The sequence below is a fragment of the Prauserella alba genome (genome assembly GCF_024171735.1).
GTDB classification, from domain to species: Bacteria; Actinomycetota; Actinomycetes; order Mycobacteriales; family Pseudonocardiaceae; genus Prauserella; species Prauserella alba.
Window position 1 is genome coordinate 254,396 of the sequence record NZ_JAMTCH010000006.1, and the last position, 22,609, is coordinate 277,004.

20 protein-coding genes and 2 riboswitches are annotated in these 22,609 nt (G+C 69.9%); of the genes, 10 read left to right on the top strand and 10 right to left on the bottom strand.

Annotated features, from left to right (window positions below):
- Positions 1–39 precede the first annotated feature (39 nt).
- Genes LY12_RS21155 through LY12_RS21170 form a run of 4 tightly spaced genes read right to left on the bottom strand, consistent with a single transcriptional unit; the run spans position 40 to position 3,507 of the window.
- Positions 40–1,383, bottom strand: a complete 1,344-nt coding sequence (locus LY12_RS21155; RefSeq protein ID WP_253859149.1) for an acetyl-CoA carboxylase biotin carboxylase subunit — start codon at positions 1,381–1,383, stop codon at positions 40–42.
- The gene (locus tag LY12_RS21160) at positions 1,380–1,619 is read right to left on the bottom strand and encodes an acetyl-CoA carboxylase (RefSeq protein ID WP_253859150.1); all 240 of its coding nucleotides are present in this window, start codon (positions 1,617–1,619) and stop codon (positions 1,380–1,382) included. The genes LY12_RS21155 and LY12_RS21160 overlap by 4 nt, the downstream gene beginning before the upstream one ends.
- Positions 1,620–1,633: 14 nt before the next feature.
- Entirely contained in the window at positions 1,634–2,611 is a 978-nt protein-coding gene (locus LY12_RS21165; RefSeq protein WP_253859151.1) for a 5-oxoprolinase subunit C family protein, read from the bottom strand.
- Entirely contained in the window at positions 2,608–3,507 is a 900-nt protein-coding gene (locus LY12_RS21170) for a 5-oxoprolinase subunit B family protein (protein WP_253859152.1), read from the bottom strand. The genes LY12_RS21165 and LY12_RS21170 overlap by 4 nt, the downstream gene beginning before the upstream one ends.
- 121 nt (positions 3,508–3,628) lie before the next feature.
- On the opposite strand from LY12_RS21170, the gene LY12_RS21175 reads away from it, so the two are divergent.
- The 7 genes from LY12_RS21175 (at position 3,629) to LY12_RS21205 (ending at position 10,593) form a co-directional block, all read left to right on the top strand.
- On the top strand, positions 3,629–5,071 hold the full coding sequence (locus LY12_RS21175; RefSeq protein WP_253859153.1) for a PucR family transcriptional regulator: 1,443 nt from the start codon (positions 3,629–3,631) through the stop codon (positions 5,069–5,071).
- A 119-nt stretch (positions 5,072–5,190) separates the two neighbouring features.
- The gene (locus LY12_RS21180; RefSeq protein ID WP_253859154.1) at positions 5,191–5,964 is read left to right on the top strand and encodes a LamB/YcsF family protein; all 774 of its coding nucleotides are present in this window, start codon (positions 5,191–5,193) and stop codon (positions 5,962–5,964) included.
- Positions 5,965–6,087: 123 nt separating this feature from the next.
- Positions 6,088–6,966 carry a slipin family protein gene (locus tag LY12_RS21185; protein ID WP_253859155.1) on the top strand — a complete coding sequence of 293 codons (879 nt, stop codon included), beginning with the start codon at positions 6,088–6,090 and terminating at the stop codon, positions 6,964–6,966.
- Positions 6,967–7,043: 77 nt separating this feature from the next.
- Positions 7,044–8,000 carry an ABC transporter ATP-binding protein gene (locus LY12_RS21190; RefSeq protein WP_253859156.1) on the top strand — a complete coding sequence of 319 codons (957 nt, stop codon included), beginning with the start codon at positions 7,044–7,046 and terminating at the stop codon, positions 7,998–8,000.
- The gene (locus LY12_RS21195) at positions 7,997–8,800 is read left to right on the top strand and encodes an ABC transporter permease (protein WP_253859157.1); all 804 of its coding nucleotides are present in this window, start codon (positions 7,997–7,999) and stop codon (positions 8,798–8,800) included. The genes LY12_RS21190 and LY12_RS21195 overlap by 4 nt, the downstream gene beginning before the upstream one ends.
- Positions 8,801–8,920: 120 nt before the next feature.
- Positions 8,921–9,991 (top strand): sensor histidine kinase, encoded by a 1,071-nt coding sequence (locus tag LY12_RS21200; RefSeq protein WP_253859158.1) that lies wholly within the window; start codon positions 8,921–8,923, stop codon positions 9,989–9,991.
- A complete protein-coding gene (locus LY12_RS21205) occupies positions 9,988–10,593 on the top strand; it encodes a response regulator (protein ID WP_253859159.1) in 606 nt (201 codons plus the stop codon). The genes LY12_RS21200 and LY12_RS21205 overlap by 4 nt, the downstream gene beginning before the upstream one ends.
- A 70-nt stretch (positions 10,594–10,663) precedes the next feature.
- On the opposite strand, the gene LY12_RS21210 is transcribed toward LY12_RS21205, so the two are convergent.
- Entirely contained in the window at positions 10,664–11,227 is a 564-nt protein-coding gene (locus LY12_RS21210) for a TrmH family RNA methyltransferase (protein ID WP_253859160.1), read from the bottom strand.
- A 46-nt stretch (positions 11,228–11,273) separates the two neighbouring features.
- The gene (locus LY12_RS21215; RefSeq protein WP_253859161.1) at positions 11,274–12,296 is read right to left on the bottom strand and encodes a zinc-dependent alcohol dehydrogenase family protein; all 1,023 of its coding nucleotides are present in this window, start codon (positions 12,294–12,296) and stop codon (positions 11,274–11,276) included.
- Positions 12,297–12,635: 339 nt separating this feature from the next.
- A riboswitch (cobalamin riboswitch) is annotated at positions 12,636–12,853 on the top strand.
- A gap of 130 nt (positions 12,854–12,983) precedes the next feature.
- Between LY12_RS21215 and LY12_RS21220 the strand changes: the two genes are divergently transcribed.
- The 3 genes from LY12_RS21220 (at position 12,984) to metE (ending at position 19,580) form a co-directional block, all read left to right on the top strand.
- A complete protein-coding gene (locus LY12_RS21220) occupies positions 12,984–15,584 on the top strand; it encodes a ribonucleoside-diphosphate reductase subunit alpha (protein ID WP_253859162.1) in 2,601 nt (866 codons plus the stop codon).
- Between the two features lie 50 nt (positions 15,585–15,634).
- Entirely contained in the window at positions 15,635–16,714 is a 1,080-nt protein-coding gene (locus LY12_RS21225; RefSeq protein ID WP_253859163.1) for a ribonucleotide-diphosphate reductase subunit beta, read from the top strand.
- Positions 16,715–16,951: 237 nt separating this feature from the next.
- Positions 16,952–17,158: riboswitch (cobalamin riboswitch) on the top strand.
- Between the two features lie 136 nt (positions 17,159–17,294).
- The gene (gene metE / locus LY12_RS21230) at positions 17,295–19,580 is read left to right on the top strand and encodes a 5-methyltetrahydropteroyltriglutamate--homocysteine S-methyltransferase (protein WP_253859164.1); all 2,286 of its coding nucleotides are present in this window, start codon (positions 17,295–17,297) and stop codon (positions 19,578–19,580) included.
- 139 nt (positions 19,581–19,719) lie between these two features.
- Here the strand turns inward: metE and LY12_RS21235 are convergent, their stop codons facing one another.
- From LY12_RS21235 to LY12_RS21250, 4 genes are all read right to left on the bottom strand, one after another.
- A complete protein-coding gene (locus LY12_RS21235) occupies positions 19,720–19,956 on the bottom strand; it encodes a hypothetical protein (protein WP_253859165.1) in 237 nt (78 codons plus the stop codon).
- 44 nt (positions 19,957–20,000) lie between these two features.
- Positions 20,001–20,207, bottom strand: a complete 207-nt coding sequence (locus LY12_RS21240; protein ID WP_253859166.1) for a heavy-metal-associated domain-containing protein — start codon at positions 20,205–20,207, stop codon at positions 20,001–20,003.
- Between the two features lie 185 nt (positions 20,208–20,392).
- Positions 20,393–21,064 carry a DUF5134 domain-containing protein gene (locus LY12_RS21245; protein WP_253859167.1) on the bottom strand — a complete coding sequence of 224 codons (672 nt, stop codon included), beginning with the start codon at positions 21,062–21,064 and terminating at the stop codon, positions 20,393–20,395.
- Positions 21,061–22,440, bottom strand: a complete 1,380-nt coding sequence (locus tag LY12_RS21250; protein ID WP_253859168.1) for a PepSY-associated TM helix domain-containing protein — start codon at positions 22,438–22,440, stop codon at positions 21,061–21,063. Before LY12_RS21250 ends, LY12_RS21245 begins: the two co-directional genes overlap by 4 nt.
- Between the last annotated feature and the right edge of the window lie 169 nt (positions 22,441–22,609).

Consider the following 22,609-nt stretch of genomic DNA (forward strand, 5'->3'; position numbering starts at 1 on the left):
CGGCGGCGGTCCACAGGGGACACGCAGGCGCCGGTGGTGCTACGTCGAGTCCGGCAACAGTTCCTCCAGCCACTTCGTGTGCACGGCCCCCGCGCGGAAGTCGGGCTCGTCGAGGAGCCGCCGGTGCATCGACACCGTCGTGGGGACACCGTCCACCCGCAGCTCGCTGAGTGCCTGCCGACCGCGCGCGAGGGCCGTGTCCCGGTCGGGTCCCGAACAGATCAGCTTGGCGATCATCGAGTCGTAGAACGGGCTGATCCGGTCGCCTGCGACGAAGCCGGTGTCGACCCGCACTCCCGGCCCTCCCGGCAGGTCCAGTCTGGACAGATCGCCGGGACTGGGCTGGAACCGGTTGTCCGGGTCCTCGGCGTTGATACGCAGTTCCACGGCCGCGCCGCGGATCTGCACCTCGTCCTGGGAGAAGGACACCGGTTCGCCCGCCGCGATGCGCAGCTGCTCACTCACCAGGTCCACACCGGTGATGGCCTCGCTGATGGGATGTTCCACCTGGATTCGGGTGTTCATCTCGATGAAGAAGAACTCACCCGACGGCGTCAGCAGGAACTCGACCGTCCCCGCACCCACATAGCCGACCTGACGTGCCAGGCGGACCGCCGCCTCGTTGATGCTGGCGCGTGTTCCGGCCGCCAGGCCGGGAGCCGGGGCTTCCTCGATGAGCTTCTGCCGGCGCCGTTGAACCGAACAGTCGCGTTCGAACGTGTGCACCACGTTGCCCGCATGGTCGGCGAGAACCTGGACCTCGATGTGGCGGGCTCCGTCGATCGCCCGTTCCAGGTAGACCGTGTCGTCGCTGAACGCCGAACGGGCCTCGGCCTGTGCCGCGGGCAGCACCTCGGTCAGTTCTTCACGCGACGCCACGGGCCGGATGCCCCGGCCCCCACCTCCGGCCGCAGCCTTGACGAGCACCGGGTAGCCGACGTCCTCGGCCGCCGCGAGAGCCTCGTCGACATCGCCGACCGGGCCGCTGCCGGGCACGACCGGCACGCCCGCCCGTTTGGCCGCGTCCCGCGCCGCCGCCTTGTCGCCCATCATCTCGATCGTCGACACCGCGGGACCGATGAACGTCAGGCCCGCGTCGGCGAACTCCTTGGCTGCGCCGGGACGTTCGGAGAGGAACCCGTACCCGGGGTGCACCGCGTCCGCACCGGTCGACACGGCCGCCTCGACGAGGGCCGCCGAGTTCAGATAGGACTTCGCCGCGGCCGATTTGCCGATGTGCACGGCGGTGTCGGCCAACTGCACCCATCGTCCCTGTGCGTCCGCGTCGGAGTAGACGGCGACGGTCTCCAGCCCCGCGGCGTGCGCGGCCCGGATGATGCGCACCGCGATCTCACCCCGGTTGGCCACCAGGATGCGTCTCATACCTCACCCAGCCGCACGATGTCCTGACCGACGTCGACCTCGTCGCCGTCCTCCACGAGGAACTCGGCCACCGTTCCCGATTCGCCGGCCTTGACCTCGTTGAACGTCTTCATCACCTCGATCAGGGCGATGGTCTGGCCCTCGCTGATCTTGTCACCGTCGTCGACGTAGGCCGGCTTCTCCGGCGCAGGCCGCCGGTAGAACACGCCCGGCATCTGCGCTTTGATCGTCGTCATCGCTTACTGCCTCCCTACCGTGTGATCTCGCGGCGTACCCGTTCGATGCGCTCGCGGCGGTCCCGCCTCGCCGCCAGCGCCGTGTCCAGGTCCACCGAGGTGAACCGCACCGCGTCGCCGGTCTTCGTCTGCGCGATGCGGTCGCGGTCGACCGAGATCACGGTGCCGATGGTCGCGTAGCCGCCGCCGGTCACCGCGTCGTTGAGCAGGACGATCGGCTCGTCCCCGCCCGGCACCTGGATCGAACCGACCGGGTAGCCCAGATCGACGACGTTGGCCGGGTCGCTGCCGGCTCCGAACGGCTGCTCGCGGTCGGTGAAGTCGAGCTTGCCGCCCCGCAACCGGTAGCCGACCCGGTCGGCGTCCTTGGTGACCTTCCAGTCGGTGCCGAGGAACGAGGCCAGCGCGTCCTCGGTCAGCCGGTAGGAACACAGCCCGATGACGGTGCGCAGTTCCGCCGGACCGGCCAGCTCGGGTCGGAGCTCCTCGGGAACGACGGCGCCGGGACGGGCCGAACCGTCGCCGGATCCCAGCGGCAGCGTCTCGTCGTCGACGAGCTTGCGGCCCTGGTGTCCGCCGATCCCGGTCAGCGTGTACGTCGACCGCGAGCCCAGGTACACCGGCACATCGATGCCGCCACTCACGGCGACGTAAGCCCGGCAGCCCGCGCGGATCATGGCGAAGCTCAGTACGTCACCGGATCCGACGCGGATCGCCGTCCACGGCTCAACGGGCTCGTCGTTGACCGTCACGGGCACATCGGCACCGGTCACGGCCACCACCCGGTCGTCGGTGAATTCCAGTGTGGGGCCCACGTAGGTGCCCTCCAGCACGCCGGCGCCGTCCGGGTTGCCCACCAGCATGTTCGCCACGACCGCCGAGTAGACGTCCATCGCACCGGAGGGCGGCATGCCCATGTGGTAATAGCCGAACCGGCCCGTGTCCTGCACCGTCGTGTACAGACCACCGGCTCGCACCAGCAGTTCACTCATCGGTACAGCACCTCCAGCAGCTCGCGGTTGACCGCATCGGGGTCGGCCAGCAGCCCCGCCGGCTCGAACTCCACCTCGCGGATGCGGTAGCGGAACGTGCCGTTCTCGACCTCGGCGCGGGTCGCCTCGAACTCGGCCATGTCGATCGCCCGGTAACGCAGCACGTCGTTGGCGTTGGGGAAGCTGATGTCGTCGGCGAAGTCGGGAAGGCTCTGCGAGAGGTCGAACACGGGGGCCGGCGCCATGCCGAACATCTGGTACCCACCCGCGCCGCGCACCGGGTAGACCACCGCGAAGGCGCCGCCGAACCCGAAGGTGCGTTCCGGGGTGTCGGTGCGCGGCCGCACGTACTTGGGCACCTGGATCTGCCGGTCCCGGGGCACCAGTTGATAGCAGAACGGCAGTCCCGGCACGAAGCCCAGCATCGTGACGATCCACGGCGCGCTGGTCATCGCGTCGATCACGCCCTGCACGCTGTCGAACCCGTTGATACGCGCCGCGTACTCCAGATCGGTGGCGTCCGGGTCCTGGTGCCGGTCGCGGAACCGCATGAGCGTCTCGTGGGTCCACGGATCGTTGAACAGGACGGGAACGTCCACCACCCTCGTCTTGAGCACGTAGTCGTCGGGCAGCGTGCCGACCGTGGATTCGAGCCGGCGCAGCTCCTCGACCAGCTCCCGCGGGTCGAGGCGGTCGGGGTCGACCTGGACCATGTAGGAGGCGTTGGACGGGCAGATGTCGACGACCCCGTCGATGGCCTCCTCGCGGAGCGCGTTGGTCACGGCCATTCCCGCGAAGTTCGCCTCCAGGCTCATCGCCTGGTCCAGTTCGACGAACACGAACTCGTCCCCGCCGTACTCGTAACGAGCGGGTGGCAGTTGGATCTTCTCGGTCATCACCACGACTCCCAATGTGTCGGCGATCACAACACTGTGCCCGGTGTGGCCACCCTTCGCCAGTGAAACTCTGTACAAAACGGCCGAGCGACACTGGACAGAATGTGTAAAACTGCTGGTCATGCCGACGGCGAATGACCTGACCGCACTCCCCCAGCTCGGGTTGACGCTCCGCGCGGGCAGCGCCGGCGCGGACCGCCCGATCTCGTGGGTGCACGCCAGCGAGCTCACCGATCCCACGCAGTTCCTTTCCGGCAGTGAACTGCTGCTGACCACCGGCATCGCGCTGCCGGAGACGCCCGGTGGACAGGCCGCCTACGTCGGCAGCCTCGCCGCCGCCGGGCTGTCCGGGCTCGGTTTCGGGATCCAACTCGGCCACGAGACGATCCCGGAACCGCTGTTGGCTGCGGCCGAAGCGGCCCATCTGCCGGTTCTCGAGGTTCCGCACCGCACGCCGTTCATCGAGATCAGCAAAGCCGTCTCCCAAGCGCTGGCTGACACCCGCAGCGCCGAGGCACGGCGGTTCGAGACGGCCCGCAACGCGCTCACGACCGCCGCCGTGCACGGCGAGGACCTCGGCGGGCTGGTCGCCAGACTCGCGACCGAACTCGCCTGCTGGGCGATACTCCTGGGGCCCGACGGCACCGTGGCCCACTCCGCACCGGTCGCCGCGGCCGAGCACATGCCGGCGCTGGGCCCGGACCTCGACCGGCTCCGCGCCGCCCGCCTGCCCTCCAGCGTCGGGGTGTCCGCCGACGACGGGTTCGTCGCCGCACATTCCCTGGGCGGTGGGCACAAGCTGGCGGGGTTCCTCGTCGTCGGCAGGGAGCACGCCTTCTGCCCGACCGACCACCACATCACGCACGCGGCAGCGTCACTGCTGTCCATCGCCTTGACGCGGACCCGGTCCGCTGCGGATACGCGCCTGCGCACCACGGCGTTGAAACTGCTGCTCACGGGACACCGCACGGCCTTCGACGAACTCGCCGACCCGCTCGGCATGAGGCTGCCCGACGAACCCGTCGTGGTCCTCGCCGGATCCGGTCATTCCCCGACCCTGGTGGACGGCGGCGCCTCATCGGACCTGCTTGCCGGGGACCTCGACGGGGAGCTGATCGCGGTGGCGTCCGCGTCGCAACAGTTGCCGTCGGCCCGCCACCTGGGCGTCTCCCCTTCGACCGGGCTGGACGGCCTGCCTGCCGCCCACCGGCAGGCCAGGCAGGCCCTGGCCGAGGCCACGCGACGCGGCACGGCGGTGGTGCGGTTCGACGACCTGGGCGTCGGCCTGCTGCGCGACGTCGCGGACCACGGCGTCGTCACGCGCGCCGAAGCGATGCTGCGGCCGTTGTACGAACACGACGCCGGGCAGCGGGGCGAGCTGGTGCGGTCGCTGCGCAGTTGGCTCGCCCACCACGGGCACTGGGACCCCGCCGCGGCGGAACTCGGCGTGCACCGCCACACGCTTCGGCATCGGATGAGCAAGGTGGCCGCACTGCTGGACTGCAATGTGGACTCGCCCGACGTCCGCGCACAACTCTGGCTCGCCATCCGGCTCGTGGCCTAGCGGCACGTCGACGCCGCGCATTGTCGCGTCAGGACAGCGACAATTGGCCAGAACGTCCATTCCCACACCGGCCTCCGGCGGCCTACCGTTGCCCCGTTCCCGACGTGAAAGGACAGGCCATGAAGACAGTCATCGACCTCAACGCCGACGCAGGTGAGAGCTTCGGCCGATGGAAACTCGGGGACGACGCCGCGCTGCTTCCCCAGGTCAGTTCGGTCAACGTCGCCTGCGGCTGGCACGCGGGCGATCCGGGGACCATGCGCCGGTCGGTGCAGCTGGCCGTGTCCAACGGTGTCGCGCTCGGTGCGCACCCCGGGTTCCCCGACCTCGCCGGGTTCGGCCGCCGCGCCATGGCACTGAGCCCCGCCGAAGCCGCCGACGCCTGCCTGTACCAGTACGGCGCGCTGCGCGCGTTCGCCGAGGAAGCAGGCGCCCGCATCGCCCACGTCAAACCACACGGTGCGCTCTACGGGCTGACGCTCCGCGACCCGGACGTGGCCTCCGCGGTCGCCGAGTCGGTCACGAAGGCCGATCCGAACGTCCTGCTCGTCCTGCTGGCCGGGCCCACCGCGGAACGGGTACTCGCCGACGGCCACCCCGTCGCCCGCGAGGCGTTCGCCGACCTCGACTACGACGACAACGGGCACATCATCATCGAGCCGGTTCCCGAGGCGAAGGACCCCGACGTCTGCGCCCAGCAGGCCGTCGACGTCCTGAACGGCGGGGTCACGTCCGTCAACGGCAAGGCGATCGACGTCGACGCCGACACGATCTGCCTGCACGGCGATCGTCCCAACTCCCCCGACATCGCCAGGGCGATCCGCGCGAGGTTCGAACAGCACGGGGTGCGCACGGCGACGATGCACGACGTCGTCGCCTCCCGGAACCGGTGACGCCGAGTCCACGGCCGGTCGCACCCCGGCGGTGGGCGGCCCCGGCGCGCGGGCGAGGACGGCGTCACCTTGCGCGGCGGGCGTATCATCGACCGACAGGGGTTCACCGACCGGGGAGCCGCCATGTTGATCGAGATCCTGAGCGCGATAGGAGTCGTCGGCGCCGTCGGACTCGCGGCGAGCGTCCGGATCGTGCGGCAGTACGAGCGTGGGCTCATCTTCCGCTTCGGCAGGGTGCGCCGCGCGCCCAGTGAGCCCGGGATCATGCTGCTCGTACCGGCCGTCGATCGCATGGTGAAGGTCAACATGCAGATCGTGACGCTGCCCGTGCCCGGCCAGGACGGCATCACCCGCGACAACGTGACCGTGCGCGTCGACGCCGTCGTCTACTTCAAGGTCATCGATCCGGTGCAGGCGATCGTCGGGGTCGAGAACTACCGGTTCGCGATGCTGCAGGTCGCGCAGGCGAGCCTGCGCAGGATCATCGGCGAGAGCAGCCTCGACGACCTGTTGTCCAACCGGCAACGGCTCAACGAGGGCCTCGAGCTGATGATCGACAGTCCGGCTCTGGGCTGGGGCATCCACATCGATCGCGTGGAGATCAAGGACGTCGCGCTGCCCGAGACGATGAAACGCGCGATGTCACGGCAGGCGGAGGCGGAACGCGAACGCCGTGGCAGGGTGATCGCGGCCGAGGGCGAGCTGCAGGCGTCCGAGAAGCTGGCCGAAGCGGCCGAGCGCATGGCCGACACTCCCGCGGCCCTGCAACTGCGCCTGCTGGAAACCGTGGTGGAGGTCGCCGCGGAGAAGAACTCCACCCTCGTGTTGCCCTTCCCGGTCGAACTCCTCCAGTTCCTCGACCGTAAGACCACGGGTGACCGGTCGAACGACGCGAACGTCCCGCAACAGGCGCGCACCGAACACGATGCCGGCGGCAGGACCGGCGGCGCCGACGGGGAGCTCGACAGGACGGGCAACCGTTCGCCCGAGCGCACGACGTGATCCCCTGACATCTGTCACGGGGTATCGATGACGCCTGCACTGGGATCGGCGCCGCGGCACCCGCAAGACTGCAGAACATGGTTTCCGAATCCGTCATCTCCGCCCGCGACGTGCGGATGTCGTTCCCCGACGGCGCGGGCGGCCACGTCCACGCCGTCGCCGGGGTCGACCTCGAGGTCGCCCGAGGCGAGGTTCTCGCCCTGCTGGGCCCGAACGGGGCGGGCAAGACCACCCTGCTGGACATCCTGCTGGGGCTGACCACACCGCGCTCGGGCGACGTGAGCGTCGGCGGGCTGAGTCCGCGGGCCGCGGTGCAGTCGGGCATGCTCTCGGCGTTGCTCCAGACGGGCGGGTTGCTTCCCGACCTGACCGCCGCCGAGACCGTGCGGATGATCGCCACGCTGCACGCCGACCCGGCCGGCGTCGACGAGGTCATCGACACCGCGGGCGTGCGGCCGTTCGCGTCGCGTCCGGTGGGCAAGTGCTCGGGTGGCCAGCAGCAACGGCTGCGCTTCGCGCTGGCGCTGCTACCGCGTCCGGAGATCGTCGTCCTCGACGAACCCACCGCCGGCATGGACGTCGCGGCCCGGCACGAGTTCTGGGGCCGCATGCGCGCCCAGGCGGACGAAGGCGTCACCGTCGTGTTCGCCACTCACTACCTGGAGGAGGCCGAGCAGTTCGCACGCCGGACCGTGCTGATGGACCGCGGCCGTGTGCTCGCCGACGGCCCCACCGACGAGGTGCGCGCCCGAGCCGGGGCCGCGTACGTGACGGTCAGCTGGACTCCGACGGCCGCCGAGCTGGCGCAGGTACCGCACGTGCTCCGGGCGGACCGGGAGGGCGCCCGGACCACGTTCCGTACCGAGGACTCCGACGGGCTCGCGCGGTATCTGCTCACCGCCACGGGCGCACGGGGACTCACCGTGCGTCCCGCCAGCCTCGAGGAGGCGTTCCGCCTGCTGACCGAGGACTCCCCCACCCCGGGCGACACCGAACACCCGGTGACCGCCGACTCCGAGGAGGTCACGGCATGACGACCGCGACGACTCCGCACCGCCACGTCCGGGGCGGCTACAGCCTCGGCCGGTACATCGCCATGGACTTCCGGCGGAACCTGCGCAACGTCGGCAACAGCTTCTTCGTGATCGTGCTGCCCACCGCGCTGTTCCTGTTCTTCGGCGCCTCGATGGACTGGTCGGGCGAACCGGTGGGTGTGGGCAACGTCAGCGCCTGGACGATGATCGCGATCGCCTCGTACGGCGCGGCCATGGCCACCACGTCGATGGCGGGTTCGGCCGCGCTGGAGATCCAGCAGGGCTGGGGCAGGCAGCTGGCGTTGACGGCCATGCCACACGGGGCGTTCATCGTCGCCAAGGCCGTGGTCGCCGTCGCGATGGCGGCGCTGCCGGTGCTGGTGCTCAACCTCGCCGGCGTGTTCACGGTCGCCGACATGCCGCCGGGTGTCTGGCTGGCGACCGTGGCGCTGACGATCGGCGGATCGCTGCCGTTCGCCTTCTACGGGCTCGCGATCGGGTTGAGCTTCCGCTCCGACGCCGCGGTGGGTGCGGCGACCGGATTGCTGGTGATCCTCAGCTTCCTCGGCAACGCGTTCATGCCACTGGACGGCGTGCTACTCGACATCGGCCGATTCACCCCGATGTACGGCATCGTGGCGCTGGCCCGGTATCCGCTCACCGGCGGCGACCTCGTCGCCATGGGAGGGGCCGCCGGTAGCGATCCACTGTGGATGGTTCTGGCGAACGTCGCCGCGTGGACGGTCGTGTTCGCCGTCGCCTGCCTGCTGCTGCAGCGCAGTCGAACGACCCGGCGGTGACCGCGAACATCCGCGAACATCGGCGACACGCGGCACTCGCCGCGCTCGGGCGGACGGGGCACGTACGGCCATCGGGGACGGTGGTTATCCGGCACGGCGGACATCGGGCAGGATCAGGTCATGGCGATACGCATCTATCGGCTGCTGTACGCAGGGGTGTGGCTGGTGTTCCTCGCCATCCCCGTGACGGCCGCCGTCACCGCCGAGGTGTCAGCCGCCCTGCAGGTGCTCGCCGTCGCCGCCACGGCGTGTTTCGCGGTGGTCTACCTGGAGCTGTTCTGGCACGACGTCGAGGGCGACGAGGCCGCGCAGCGTCTGCGCCGGTTCGCGGGCCGCATCGCCCTCCTGGTGGTGCTGGCCGGCCTCGCCGTGCCCGCCGCCGGCTACACGGCCGTCACCTACGCGTGCTTCCTCACCGCGGCGTTGGTGTTCACCCTGCCACTGCGAACGGGCCTGGTCGCCGGTGTCACGACGTGGGTGGCCGCGTGCCTGGTCGCGTTGCCGTTCGCGGAGACGCCGTGGCCACTGTTCGGCACGGGACTCGGAGTGCTGTTCATCGTCGTGATCCGGCTGGCGGATCATCTCGAACACCGGCAGCTCGACGCCCAGGAGGAACTGCGCCATGCCTCCCAGCGCGACACCATCGCCCGCGACGTGCACGACGTGCTGGGACATTCGTTGACGGTGCTGTCCATCCGGGCGCAGCTGGCGCGGAGGATGATCGACCTGGACCCGGAGCGGGCACGGGAGGAGCTCGACCGCATCGACACGCTGGCACGCGAATCGCTCGGCCAGGTGCGCTCCACGGTGGCACGGTTGCGCACGCCGCTACTCGCCTCGGAGGTGGAGACGGCGCGGGAGTCGCTGGCGGCCGCCGGCATCACGGCCGACGTCGAGGTGCATACCGTCGAGGACGGCGAGGCGGAACTGTTCGCCTGGGCGCTGCGGGAGGCGGTGACCAATGTGGTGCGTCATTCCGGCGCGTCGACCTGCCGGGTCAGCGTCCGGCCGGGCATGCTCCGGGTCGAGGACGACGGCGTGGGCACGGGCGACGGGACCGCGTTCGGCGCCGGGTCGGGGCTGCGCGGACTGCGCGAACGGGCGGCCACGGCCGGTGCGCGACTGACCGTGTCGGCGCGCAGTGACGACCACGAGCATCCCGGAACTGTCCTGGAGGTGGGGCGCGCGTGATCCGATTGCTTCTTGCCGACGACCAGGATCTGGTCCGCGGCGGACTGGCCGCGCTGCTGTCGCTGGAGCGTGACCTCGACGTCGTCGCCGAGGTCGGGCGCGGCGACGAGGTGCTGCCCGCGGTCACCGAGCACCGGCCCGACGTCGCGCTGATCGACATCGAGATGGCGGGTGGTGACGGCATCGAGGCGACGGCGGCGGTGACCGCGTCCGGGGCACGCTGCCGGTGCCTGATCGTGACCACCTTCGGCAGGCCCGGATACCTGCGGCGGGCCATGGAGGCCGGCGCGGCCGGATTCGTCGTCAAGGACACGCCCGCCGAACGGCTCGCCGAGGTGGTGCGCCGGGTGGCAGGCGGGGAACGCGTCGTCGACCCGACCCTGGCGGCGGATTCGCTGGCCGGCGGTATCGACCCGCTGACCGACCGGGAGCGGGAGGTGCTGCGCGCCGCCGCCGACGGCGCGTCGGTCCGCACCGTCGCCACCCAGCTGCACCTCTCCCCCGGCACGGTGCGCAACCACCTCTCGTCGGCCATCGGGAAGACCGAGGCGGAAAACCGTTACGCCGCGGCGCGGCTGGCCCGCGATCGCGGGTGGATCTGACGGTGCGTCGCGGTCGACCGGCGTGAGCGGGCCGCGTGTGCCTGCGACACGCGGCCGACGACGAGGGGCGTCACATCGCCCGTAGCGCGTACAGCGCGATCCCGGCCGCGACGCTCACGTTCAGCGAACTCTTCCTGCCGAACATGGGGATCTCCAGCAGCAGGTCGCACCGGGAGCGGAGGTCCGGGTCGATGCCGCGCACCTCGTCGCCCAGCACCAGTGCAACCTTGGGCCCCGGCGAGTAGTCGCCCAGCGTCACCGCGTCCGGGTCGATCTCCAGGCCGGCGACCGTGTAGCCGTCCTCGTGCAGCGAATCGAGCAGGGCGTGGACGTCGTCGTGCCGCCGCAGCGGCATGGTGCGTTCGGCGCCCGCGGCGGCCTTGGCGAGCCGCCGGGTCTGCCGGGCCGCCAGCACGGGGTCCCGCTCGTCGTCCGGGTGCTGCGGGTACGGCGTGAACCCGGTGACATGAACGGTGTCCACGGCGAAGACCTCACCGGTGCGCAGCAGCGAACCGACGTTGTGCGCCGAACGCAAGTTGTGCGCGACCACCACGATGCCGCGCTGTTCGAACGTGCCCTGCTGCCCGAACGTGCCCTGCTGTCCGGAGGTGTCGGTCTGACCGGAAGTGCTCACGGCGCAGGAACACTAGCAGGCCGCGGCAGACCCGCCGGGGCGGCACTCACGGCGTCAGCAGTGCTTTGATGGCGCGCCGTTCGTCCATGGCACGGTAGGCTTCGGCTGCCTGGTCCAGGGGCAGTTCGAGGTCGAACACCTTCCCCGGGTCGATCTCCCGCTTCCAGATGCGGTCGATCAGCTCGGGCAGGAACCGGCGCACCGGTGCCGGACCGCCGTGCAGATGCACGTGGGAGAAGAACAGCTCCACCCCGGGCAGTGAGACGTCGTGCGCGACACCGACGTAGCCGACGTGCCCGCCCGGCCGGGCCGAGCGGATGGCCTGCATCATCGACTCCTGCGTACCCACGGCCTCGACGACGCTGTGCGCACCGAACCCACCGGTCAGCTCGTGCACCCGCGTCACGCCCTCGTTGCCGCGTTCGGTCACGATGTCGCTCGCCCCGAATTCCCTGGCCAGTCGCTGCCGGGGTTCGTGGCGGCTCATCGCGATGATGCGCTCGGCACCGAGCTGCTTGGCCGCCAGCACCGCGAGCAGCCCGACCGCGCCGTCACCGACCACCGCGACGGCCTTGCCCGGCCCGACCTCCGCGGCCACGGCGCCGAACCAGCCCGTGCCGAGAACGTCCGAGGCTGCCAGCAGACCGGGAATCATGTCGGCGGGCGGCATGGCGGGCGTCGGCACGAGCGTGCCGTCGGCGTGCGGAACGCGGACCAATTCGGCCTGCGTGCCGATCGAACCCATGATCACGCTGTACGGACAGGACGGCTGATAACCGGACCGGCAGATCTCACACGTGTTGTCGGAGGCGAAGAACGACCCGACCACGAACTGACCCGGGGAAATGCCCTTCACCGCACCGCCCACCTGCTCGACGACACCGACGTACTCGTGGCCCATCGGCGTGGCGCCACCCACGGGCTCGATACCGCGGTAGGGCCACAGGTCCGAGCCGCACACACACGCCGCCGACAACCGGAGGACGGCGTCCGTCGGCTCGACCAGCCGGGCATCCTCCCGCTCCTCGACCCGCACGTCACCCGGTGCGTACATGACAGCGCCACGCATGGTGCAACTCCTCGCTCTGCCGTGAGGGGCCGCCGCGGTCGTACTATCGGCGGCGTCACCGCGATCGCCGGAAGCGGTGACCTCCCCAGTGGACCACCGCCGCACGGGTCGTGCGAGGTATCGCCGATCCGGGGACCGCCGGTCCCCCTCATTACCGCGGCACGGTGGAAGCGTCACCGGAACCGAGTGCCCGCATCGGAACACGGCCCGGCGCCGGTGATGCAGGCCCCGCCGTGCACCTCGAACAGTGGCCGCCGCTGTGCGCTGTCGGCCCGATCCGGCCGTGAGTACCGCTACGACACGCCCATCTTGGGCAATGCAGAAGTGTTGATCACAAGATGTAGTATTGCCACTGCTGGTGGTCCACGGAGTCTGCAACGGCTTCGTGGGGCAAGAGGGAACCCGGTGGAAATCCGGGACTGCCCCGCAGCGGTGAGCGGGAACGACAGCCGTCACAGGCACTGGACACCACACGGTCCGGGAAGCGACGGCCGGTAGGTCGGCACACGGTGCCGGTGCCCGCGAGTCCGAAGACCTGCCATCGGTGCGCGCACACCCGTGCGCGCTGTCCCGGGCCTCGCGGGAGGGCTGACGCGGACGACGAACGACGGCAGGGTCCGTGCTCCGATTCGTCGCACGTCCAGCTGCTCGCGAGCGCCCTCCACGACCTCGCGAGGAGAGAGTGACGTGACTCAACGTGCCACCGCCGTGTCCCCCACCGCACCGGAATCACCGCCCGCCGTTCGACGCCGGCAACACCACGACCCGCCGTCCGACGGCGCCACCGGATCGGACGCGGCGCACACTCCCCGCCTGACGATCACCGATGCGGCCGGACACACCCGCTCCCTCGACTGGACGCGGGTGTGCGCGCTGGTCGAACAGGCGAGCTCCGACCTGTCCGATGTGGATGTTCCCGCCGTACTGCGGGAACTACGACGCGGCCTCTACGACGGAATGACCACGGCCGAGCTCGACCAAGCCCTCGTCATGGCCGCACGCACATTCGTCGAGCGTGCCCCTGAGTACTCGCGGGTCAGCGCGCGCCTGCTGCTGGACACGCTGCGGCGCGAAGCGCTGTCGTTCATCGCGGGCGCACCGGAGGAGGCGGACCAGGAACAGATCCGTGGCCGCTACCCCACCTACTTCGCGGATTACGTGCGGCGCGGCGTCGAACTGGGGGCGCTCGACCCCGAGCTGGCGACCTTCGACCTGGAGCGCCTCGGCGACGCGCTCGACGCGGACCGGGATCTCCGTTTCGACTTCCTCGGGCTCCAGACGCTCTACGACCGCTACCTCCTGCACCACGACGGCACCCGATTCGAGCTGCCGCAGGCGTTCTTCATGCGCGTGGCCATGGGCCTCGCGCTGCGCGAGGACGACCGGGAGGAGCGGGCGGTCGAGTTCTACCTGCTGCTGTCGTCGTTCGACTTCATGTGCTCGACACCGACGCTGTTCAACGCGGGAACCACCCGTCCCCAGCTCTCGTCGTGCTTCCTGACCACCGTCAGCGACGATCTGGACTCGATCTTCCAGGCGTACCGCAACAACGCACTGCTCGCGAAGTACTCGGGCGGGCTCGGCAACGACTGGACCCCGGTGCGCGGCATGGGCGCCCACATCAACGGCACCAACGGGACCTCGCAGGGCCTGATTCCGTTCCTGAAGATCGCGGGTGACACCGCGGTTGCGGTCAACCAGGGCGGCAAACGCAAGGGTGCGGCGTGTGCGTACCTCGAGACCTGGCACATCGACATCGACGAGTTCCTGGAGCTGCGCAAGAACACCGGCGACGACCGGCGGCGCACGCACGACATGAACACCGCGAACTGGGTGCCGGACGAGTTCCTGCGCCGTGTCGAGGCCGACGCCGAGTGGACGCTGTTCTCCCCGGACGAAACGCCCGACCTGCACGAGGTCTACGGCACCGAGTTCGACGAACGCTACCGTGCCTACGAGGCCGCGGCCGACCGCGGCGAAGTGGCGGTGTTCCGCCGCGTGCGTGCCGTGGAACTGTGGCGGCGGATGCTGACGATGCTCTTCGAGACCGGGCATCCGTGGATCACGTTCAAGGATCCGTGCAACCTGCGCTCCCCGCAGCAGCACGCCGGCGTCGTGCACTCGTCGAACCTGTGCACCGAGATCACCCTCAACACGGCCGCCGACGAGGTCGCCGTCTGCAACCTCGGCTCGATCAACCTCGCCGCGCACGTCACGGCCGACGGCCTCGACCGACCCCGGCTGGAGCGCACGACCCGCACGGCGGTGCGCATGCTCGACAACGTCATCGACATCAACTTCTACACGATTCCCGAGGCCAGTCGGTCGAATCTGACACACCGGCCGATCGGGCTCGGGCTCATGGGATACGCCGATGCGCTGTTCCGGCAGCGGATCCCGATGTCCTCGCCGGAGGCGGTGACCTTCGCCGACCGCAGTACGGAGCTGATCTCGTATCACGCGATCGCGGCCTCGGCCGACCTGGCGGTGGAGCGTGGGCGTTACGAGTCCTTCGACGGATCGTTGTGGAGCCGCGGGATCCTGCCACTCGACTCACTGCGGCTGCTGGAGGACGCCCGCGGCGGTGACGTCCAGCTCGACCACTCATCCACTCTGGACTGGGATGCGCTGCGGACCCGGGTGCGCGAACGGGGAATGCGCAACTCGAACGTCATGGCCGTCGCGCCGACGGCGACGATCTCCAACATCTGCGGCGTCGCCCAGTCGATCGAACCGCTCTACCGGAACCTCTACGTGAAGGCGAACATGTCCGGCGACTTCACCTCGATCAACCCGTCGCTGGTCGACGACCTTCGGCAACGCGGTCTGTGGGACGAGACGATGGTGGCCGAGCTGAAGTACTTCGACGGCAGCCTCGGTGAGATCGACCGTGTCCCCGCCGAGCTCAAAGAGCTCTACGCGACCGCATTCGAGATCGACTCGTCGTGGCTCGTCGCCGCCGCCGCGCGCCGGCAGAAGTGGATCGATCAGGCACAGTCGCTGAATCTCTACGTCGCGGGCGCCAGCGGTCGCAAGCTCGACGAGCTGTACCGCCTCGCGTGGCGCCACGGCCTCAAGACCACGTACTACCTGCGATCCACCGGGGCCACCCACGTCGAGAAGAGCACGCTGCGCGGCACCGACGGCAGGCTCAACGCGGTTCCGGCCGAGCCGTCGGCGGCGCCGACGGGGCAGCCGACACCGTCGGCCGTGGACCCACCCGGCGCGTTTCCGACTCCGGACAGCGCCTGCTCGGTCGAGGACCCCGAATGCGAAGCCTGCCAGTGACGAGCACGCGAGACCACAAGACACCGCAGGTGACCACGGAAGCGAGTGCCATGACCGTCCAACCCACCTCCGCCACGGCGACGACCGGGCTCGGCGCGATCGACCGGGGCGCGGGTCGCGTCGACGTCGGCGAGAAGTCGATGATCAACGCGCGTGCCGACGTCAACCAGCTGTTGCCGATGAAGTACGGCTGGGCGTGGCAGAAGTACCTCGCCGGCTGTGCCAATCACTGGATGCCGACCGAGGTGTCGATGCAGGCCGACATCGCACTGTGGAAGTCCCGCGACGGACTGACCGACGACGAACGCCTGATGCTCACGCGCAACCTGGGATTCTTCGCCACCGCGGAATCGCTCGTGGCCAACAACATCGTGCTCGCGGTGTACCGCCACATCACCAACCCCGAGTGCCGGCAGTACCTGCTGCGGCAGGCCTTCGAGGAGGCCGTGCACACGCACACGTTCCAGTACATCTGCGAGAGCCTCGGGCTCGACGAGGGCGAGCTGTTCAACGCCTACCGCGAGATCCCGTCGATTGCCGACAAGGACTCGTGGGCACTGCGCTACACCCAGAACCTCGAGAATCCCGACTTCACGACCGGCACCCCCGAGGCCGACCAGGCGTTCCTGCGTGACCTCGTCGCCTTCTACGTGATCTTCGAAGGCATGTGGTTCTACACCGGTTTCGCGCAGATCCTGTCGCTGGGCAGGCGCAACAAGATGGTCGGCATCGCCGAGCAGTACCAGTACATCCTGCGCGACGAGTCGATCCACCTGAACTTCGGCATCGACTGCATCAACCAGATCAAGCTCGAGAATCCGCACCTGTGGAGCCCGGAGTTCCAGGAGGAAGTGCGGCGGATGCTGACCGAGGCGTGCGAGCTGGAGATCGCCTACGGCCGCGACACCATGCCCCGCGGCATCCTCGGGCTCAACGCCGAGCTGTGCGCGCAGTACATGCACTTCATCACCAACCGCCGGTGTGACCAACTGGGACTGCGACCGGTGTTCGCCGAGGTCGACAACCCGTTCCCGTGGCTGTCGGAGGCGATGGATCTGCAGAAGGAGAAGAATTTCTTCGAGACCAGGGTGATCGAGTACCAATCGGGCTCGAGCCTCGACTGGGACTGAGACCCGCGTCGGGACCCGGGCCGGCCCGCCCCGCCGTCCGGTCCGGGTCCCTCGGTGCACATCGGATCCACGGTTCGTTGTGATCGACATCTCCGCCACCTCCCGATGATCGGGAATGCCGACGTCGCGGGCCGTGCCGGACCGGACGGTGGCCACCGCGCGCTCCGTGCGGTGGCCCGTGCGGGCTTGTCATGGGGCCGACCGCGACTAGGCTGGCGGTGCTGGTGGTTCGCCCGTTCCCGATCACGACCCGGTCGCGTCGGGTGCGGACGAGGCAAGAGGGAACCCGGTGCGAATCCGGGACTGCCCCGCAGCGGTGAGCGGGAACGACAGCCGTCAGAAGCACTGGACCTCGATCCGGGAAGCGACGGCCGGTAGGAATCCCGGCGTACAGCGCCGGAAACGCCCGTGAGTCCGAAGACCTGCCACCGGTACGTGCGCCACGGCGCGCGTGGTCCGAGGTCTCGCGGGAGGACCTGACGGACGACCGGCTCGGGTGGCGAGGTGTGCCGCTCTCCGGTCGGCGTGTCCTCCTCGAAGGCCTCGGCGTCCGTATCGTCGAGCTCGCGAGGAGAGAGCCTTGACCGGCACCATCGGATCCACCGTCCTGGGATATCCCCGTATCGGCCCCGACCGGGAACTCAAACGTGCCCTGGAGAAATACTGGTCGGCCGAGACCGGCGAAGCCGACCTGCGTGACGTCGCGCGGACGCTCCGAGTCGACTCCTGGCACGCACTGCACGACGCCGGGCTCGACTCGGTTCCCGGCAACACGTTCTCCTACTACGACCAGGTCCTGGACACCGCCGTCACGGTCGACGCCGTTCCGCACCGTTACCGCAAGCTGGGCCTGAACCCGCTGGACACGTATTTCGCCATGGCACGCGGCGTGGAATCGACGCCGCCGTTGGAAATGACGAAGTGGTTCGACACCAACTACCACTACCTCGTTCCGGAGATCGGACCGGACACTGCGTTCTCGCTGGCGGACCGGACACCGGTCGAACAGTTCCGCGAGGCCGCGGAACTCGGCATCACGACCCGCCCGGTGCTCGTGGGACCGCTGACGTTTCTGTTGCTGTCCAAACCGGACGACGACGCACCGAACGGGTTCCGACCGCTGGACCGGCTCGACGACCTCGTCGACGTCTACGCCGCACTGCTCGCCGAGCTCCGGCGTGCCGGGGCGGAGTGGGTCCAGCTCGACGAACCCGCATTCGCGGCCGACCGCACGCAGGCCGAACTGGACGCGCTGCGGGAAACCTACCGCCGGCTCGGTGGCCTGTCCGAACGGCCGAAGCTCCTCGTCGCGGGCTACTTCGGCGACCTCGGCGACGGCCTGGAGGTGCTGGCCTCCTCCCCTGTCGACGGCGTCGCGGTCGACCTCGTCACCGGCCCCGCCACCGTCGGCGCGCTGCCGACACTGACCGGCCTGCAGGACAAGACCCTGGTCGCAGGACTGGTCGACGGCCGCAACATCTGGCGCACCGACCTCGACAAGGCGCTCGCCACGGCGGCGAAACTGCTGGGCAGTGCCGGAGAGCTGGCCGTCGGCACATCGTGCTCGCTGCTGCACGTGCCCTACGACGTCGAGCCCGAGGACATCGATCCCCAGGTCAAATCCTGGCTGGCGTTCGCGATCCAGAAGGTGCGCGAGGTGGTCACCCTGGGCAGGGCCTTGCGCGAAGGCCGGGACGTGGTGGCCACCGACCTCGGCGCCGCGCGTGCCGCGATCGCCGACCGAGCCACCGCGGACCGGGTACGGGACTCCGAGGTGCGATCACGGGTGGCGGCGCTGCGCCCCGAGGACTCCCGGCGCGCCGACTATCCGGTGCGCCGCGACGCACAGGCCGCGGCGCTGGCGCTGCCACCACTGCCCACCACCACGATCGGCTCGTTCCCGCAGACCACCGACGTCCGCAGGGCTCGCGCGGAACTGCGCCGCGGCAGCATCGACGAGGCCGCCTACCGCCTGCGGATGCGCGAGGAGATCGAGCGGGTGATCCGGCTGCAGGAGGATCTCGGCCTGGACGTGCTCGTCCACGGTGAACCCGAGCGCGGCGACATGGTGCAGTACTTCTCCGAGTATCTGGAGGGCTTCGTCTCCACCCGTCACGGCTGGGTGCAGTCCTACGGCTCCCGGTGCGTGCGCCCGCCGATCCTGTTCGGCGACGTCTCACGGCCTGCGGCGATGACCGTCGACTGGACGACCTACGCCCAGGGACTGACGTCGAAACCCGTCAAGGGCATGCTCACCGGCCCGGTCACGATCCTGGCGTGGTCGTTCGTCCGCGACGACCAGCCGCTCGGGGACACGGCCAGACAGGTGGCGCTCGCGATCCGAGACGAGGTGTGCGACCTCGAAGCGACCGGCATCGGTGTGGTGCAGGTCGACGAACCCGCGCTGCGGGAGCTGCTGCCGCTGCGGGCGGCACAGCAGCAGCAGTACCTGGACTGGGCCGTCGAATCGTTCCGGCTCGCGACCGCGGGCGTGGCCGACGCCACCCAGATCCACACTCACCTGTGCTACTCGGAGTTCGGCGACGTCATCGACGCGATCGTGGCACTCGACGCCGACGTGACCAGCATCGAGGCCGCTCGCTCGCGCATGGAGGTCCTCGGTGACCTGAGCGACGTCGGCTACGCCAAGGGCGTCGGACCGGGCGTCTACGACATCCACTCCCCGCGCGTGCCCGAATCGGCCGAGATCACCGACCTGCTGCGGGCCGCGTTGCAGGCCGTGCCCGCCGAGCGGCTGTGGGTCAATCCGGACTGCGGACTCAAGACCCGCGGTTACACCGAGGTCGAACACGCGCTGCGGAACATGCTCGGCGCGACCACCCGAGCACGCGCGGCACTGAGCTGATCGGCGCGGTGCTGATCGGCGCGTGCTGAGCTGATCGGCACTGTGCTGACCGGCGCGGTGCGCGGGAACACCGGTGTGGGGCCGCCCTGCCGATCGGCGGCCCCACACCGCCCGGCCGGGCCGGGCGGTGTGGAAACGGCTACGGCGCGGCCGGTTCGACCGCGGCGTCGACCGCGCCGGACTTCACGTCGGACACGAGCACGGCGAGCTGCTCCCGGCTCATCTCGATCCGTTGCCCGAAGTCGTCGGTGATCACGATCCGCCGTTCCTCGTCGGCGTCCGGATCCACGTACAGCTCCGGGCACCCGCAGCTGCAGTTCCCGCAGAACGTCGCGATGTGCCGGAGGCCTCGTCGCGACGGGGCTTCGTTGTCCATGGCTTGCTCCTTCACTCCTTCACTCCTTCGCCCGCCGAGCGCCGTCAGTCGACCAGCTCGTAGCCGGCCTCGGTGACCGCCCGGCCGATGGCCTCGAACGGCAGCGGCCGCTCGCTCGTCACCCGAACCTGCGCGGTCGCCAGGTCGACATCGACCTGCTCGATCCCGCTCACCGCGATCAGTTCCTCGGTCACCGATGCCGCGCAGTGGTTACACGTCATTCCTGCCACCGTGTATGTCGTCTGATTCACCGGTTCTTCCGTCCTCGTCGTCGTGGGTCCACACGCGACATGTCGGGCCAGTGACACCGCGAGTTCCCGGATGCCGGCGCCCGGTCCCGGATCGACCACGATCGGATGAGTCGCCGCGTCACCGTCAACGGTGCGCCGGCGGCGCCGACACGGGTGACGCCCACCCAGTGCGAGGCTGCTCCGGGTCAGCCGGCACCGCCGGCGAGGAACATGACACCCATGCCGAACGTCATGGCCGCGTGACAGCTCCGGTCGGCGACCACCCGGCCCAGCCGGGGCGAACGTGGATCGGGCCACCGGCGGCCGAGGTCGAAGGCTTGCGCGAGCCACGGCAGGCAGGCGATGACGAAGCCGACGCCGAGGACGATGTTGGTGACGACCAGCGCCGTCGGCGCGGCCGCGAGATCCGCCCCGTCGACGGCCGCCATGGGTGCTGCGCCGCCCCCGCCCAATGCGTGATGGTGATGACCGCCGCCCTGCTGGGATCCGTGCCCGCCCATCAGACTGGGCATGCTGGCCACCATCCACGCCATGGCACCCATCATCACGGCGTGGTGTACGCCCGCGGCACGGGATGCCACGAGCGTGTCGCCGTGGTGATGAACGGGACCGAAGGCGATCCGGCCCACGAACCAGACACCGGCGACTGCGAAAAGGACGGTCTGGGGTGTCGTCGCCACGCCCATCCCCCACGGCCATGCCATCACCACCATGGCGGCGCCCATCAGCATGTGCCAGGCCGAGTCGACACGGACGGCGGCCCGGACACGGGGCAGGACCATGACCGTCCCGTACCACAACGCGGTGGCGGCGAACACCGAAGTCAACAGCCAGCGCAGCACCGGGGCGTCGATCACGACGCGACCTCCTTCCGGCCGCGCTCGGCACGCCGGGCGCGGAAACCGAGCAGGCAGTCCCACAGCAGGAACGCCGCCAGGGAGATACCGAGCAACGGGACGACATAGGCGACGAACACCGACAGCACCACGGCCGGGGCCAGCACCGCGCCGGGAACCCGCCGCCACGTCCCGCGCACCGGCGGGCGGCCGAACCCGCGGCGCTCACCACGAGTGGGCCGCCGCAGCCACCACATGCGGTAACCCCAGCCGACGACGCCGAGCAATCCGCCGCCGAGCAGCACGAGCACGACCTGGTTGACCCAGCCGAACAACAGCCCCATGTGCGCGTCGATGCCCCAGCGTGCGAGCTTGGCGACCAACGGATAGTCCTCGAATCGGAGGGTGTCGATCACCCTGCCGTCGACGGGATCGATCGCCACGGAGTCCTGTTGGCTGGGCCATTGCCTGCCGACCTGTTGGACCACGTAGGCCTCGCCGGAACCGCCCGGTGGCGTCAGTTCGATGTCACCGGACAGACCGTGCTCGCGTGCCGTACTGACGACCCGGTCCACGCCCACGTCCACACCGGACTCCACATCCGGCTCCGTGCCGGGCGGAACGGTGGCGGAGACCTCCGGGGTCTCCCAGGACAGGGCCGAGCGCAGGTCACCGATGTTCCCGCCCGCGTACTGCGACCACGTCAGACCGGTCGCGGACAGGAACACCAACCCTGCGGCGATCCAGACTCCCGTCGCGCCGTGCCAGGACAGTACTCTGCGCCGCCCCGTCGCTCCCGGCTCCGGACGCAGCAGCGTTCGTGCCCGACGCCGGCTGAACCACAGCACGACCCCGCCCGCAGCGACCACCCACAGCCAGCTCGCGGCGAGTTCGCTGTAGATCCGGCCGGCGTCACCGAGATGGAGTCCGCGGTGAAGGTTGTCCACCCATGCCCGGATCGGCAGCGCCTGGCCGCTCCCGTAGGTCTCCAGTACGCCCGTGACCTCGGCCGAGTGCGGATCGACGAACACCGTCCTGCGGTAGCTGGCGGGCAGGTCGGGCGCCTCGAAGATGACCTGGGTCGCGTCCGTTCCCGTGGTCGCGGGACGGACCGCCATGAGCGGGTCGTCCGGCCGGGCCGCCAGGCCTGCGCTCACCTGCCGGGCCAGCGGCACCGATTCGGCGCGGTCCGCCACATGGACGATGTCGTCGTAGACCAGGTCGTCCAGCTGTGGTGTGAACACGTACAGCAGACCGCTGAGTGCGGCGACGACGAGGAACGGAGCAATGAGGACCCCGGCGTAGAAGTGCAGTCGCAGCAACAGCGACCGGACTCCCGACCACACCGGCGGCGGCGCCGCGGCTCGGTCCGGTCCGGCATCCTCGTCGACCGTCATGGGCACCCGCTTCCGTCGTCCGGCTCTGCGATCCGTCGGAGTTGTCGCCGCGACGGGTCCCCGAGTTCATCTCGCCGATGTGTTTTGACGCAGATCACAACTCGCTTGACCTGCGGGGCCGGATGTGTCGCGCGGCGCGGGGAACTCCGCCCCACCACTGTTCGACACC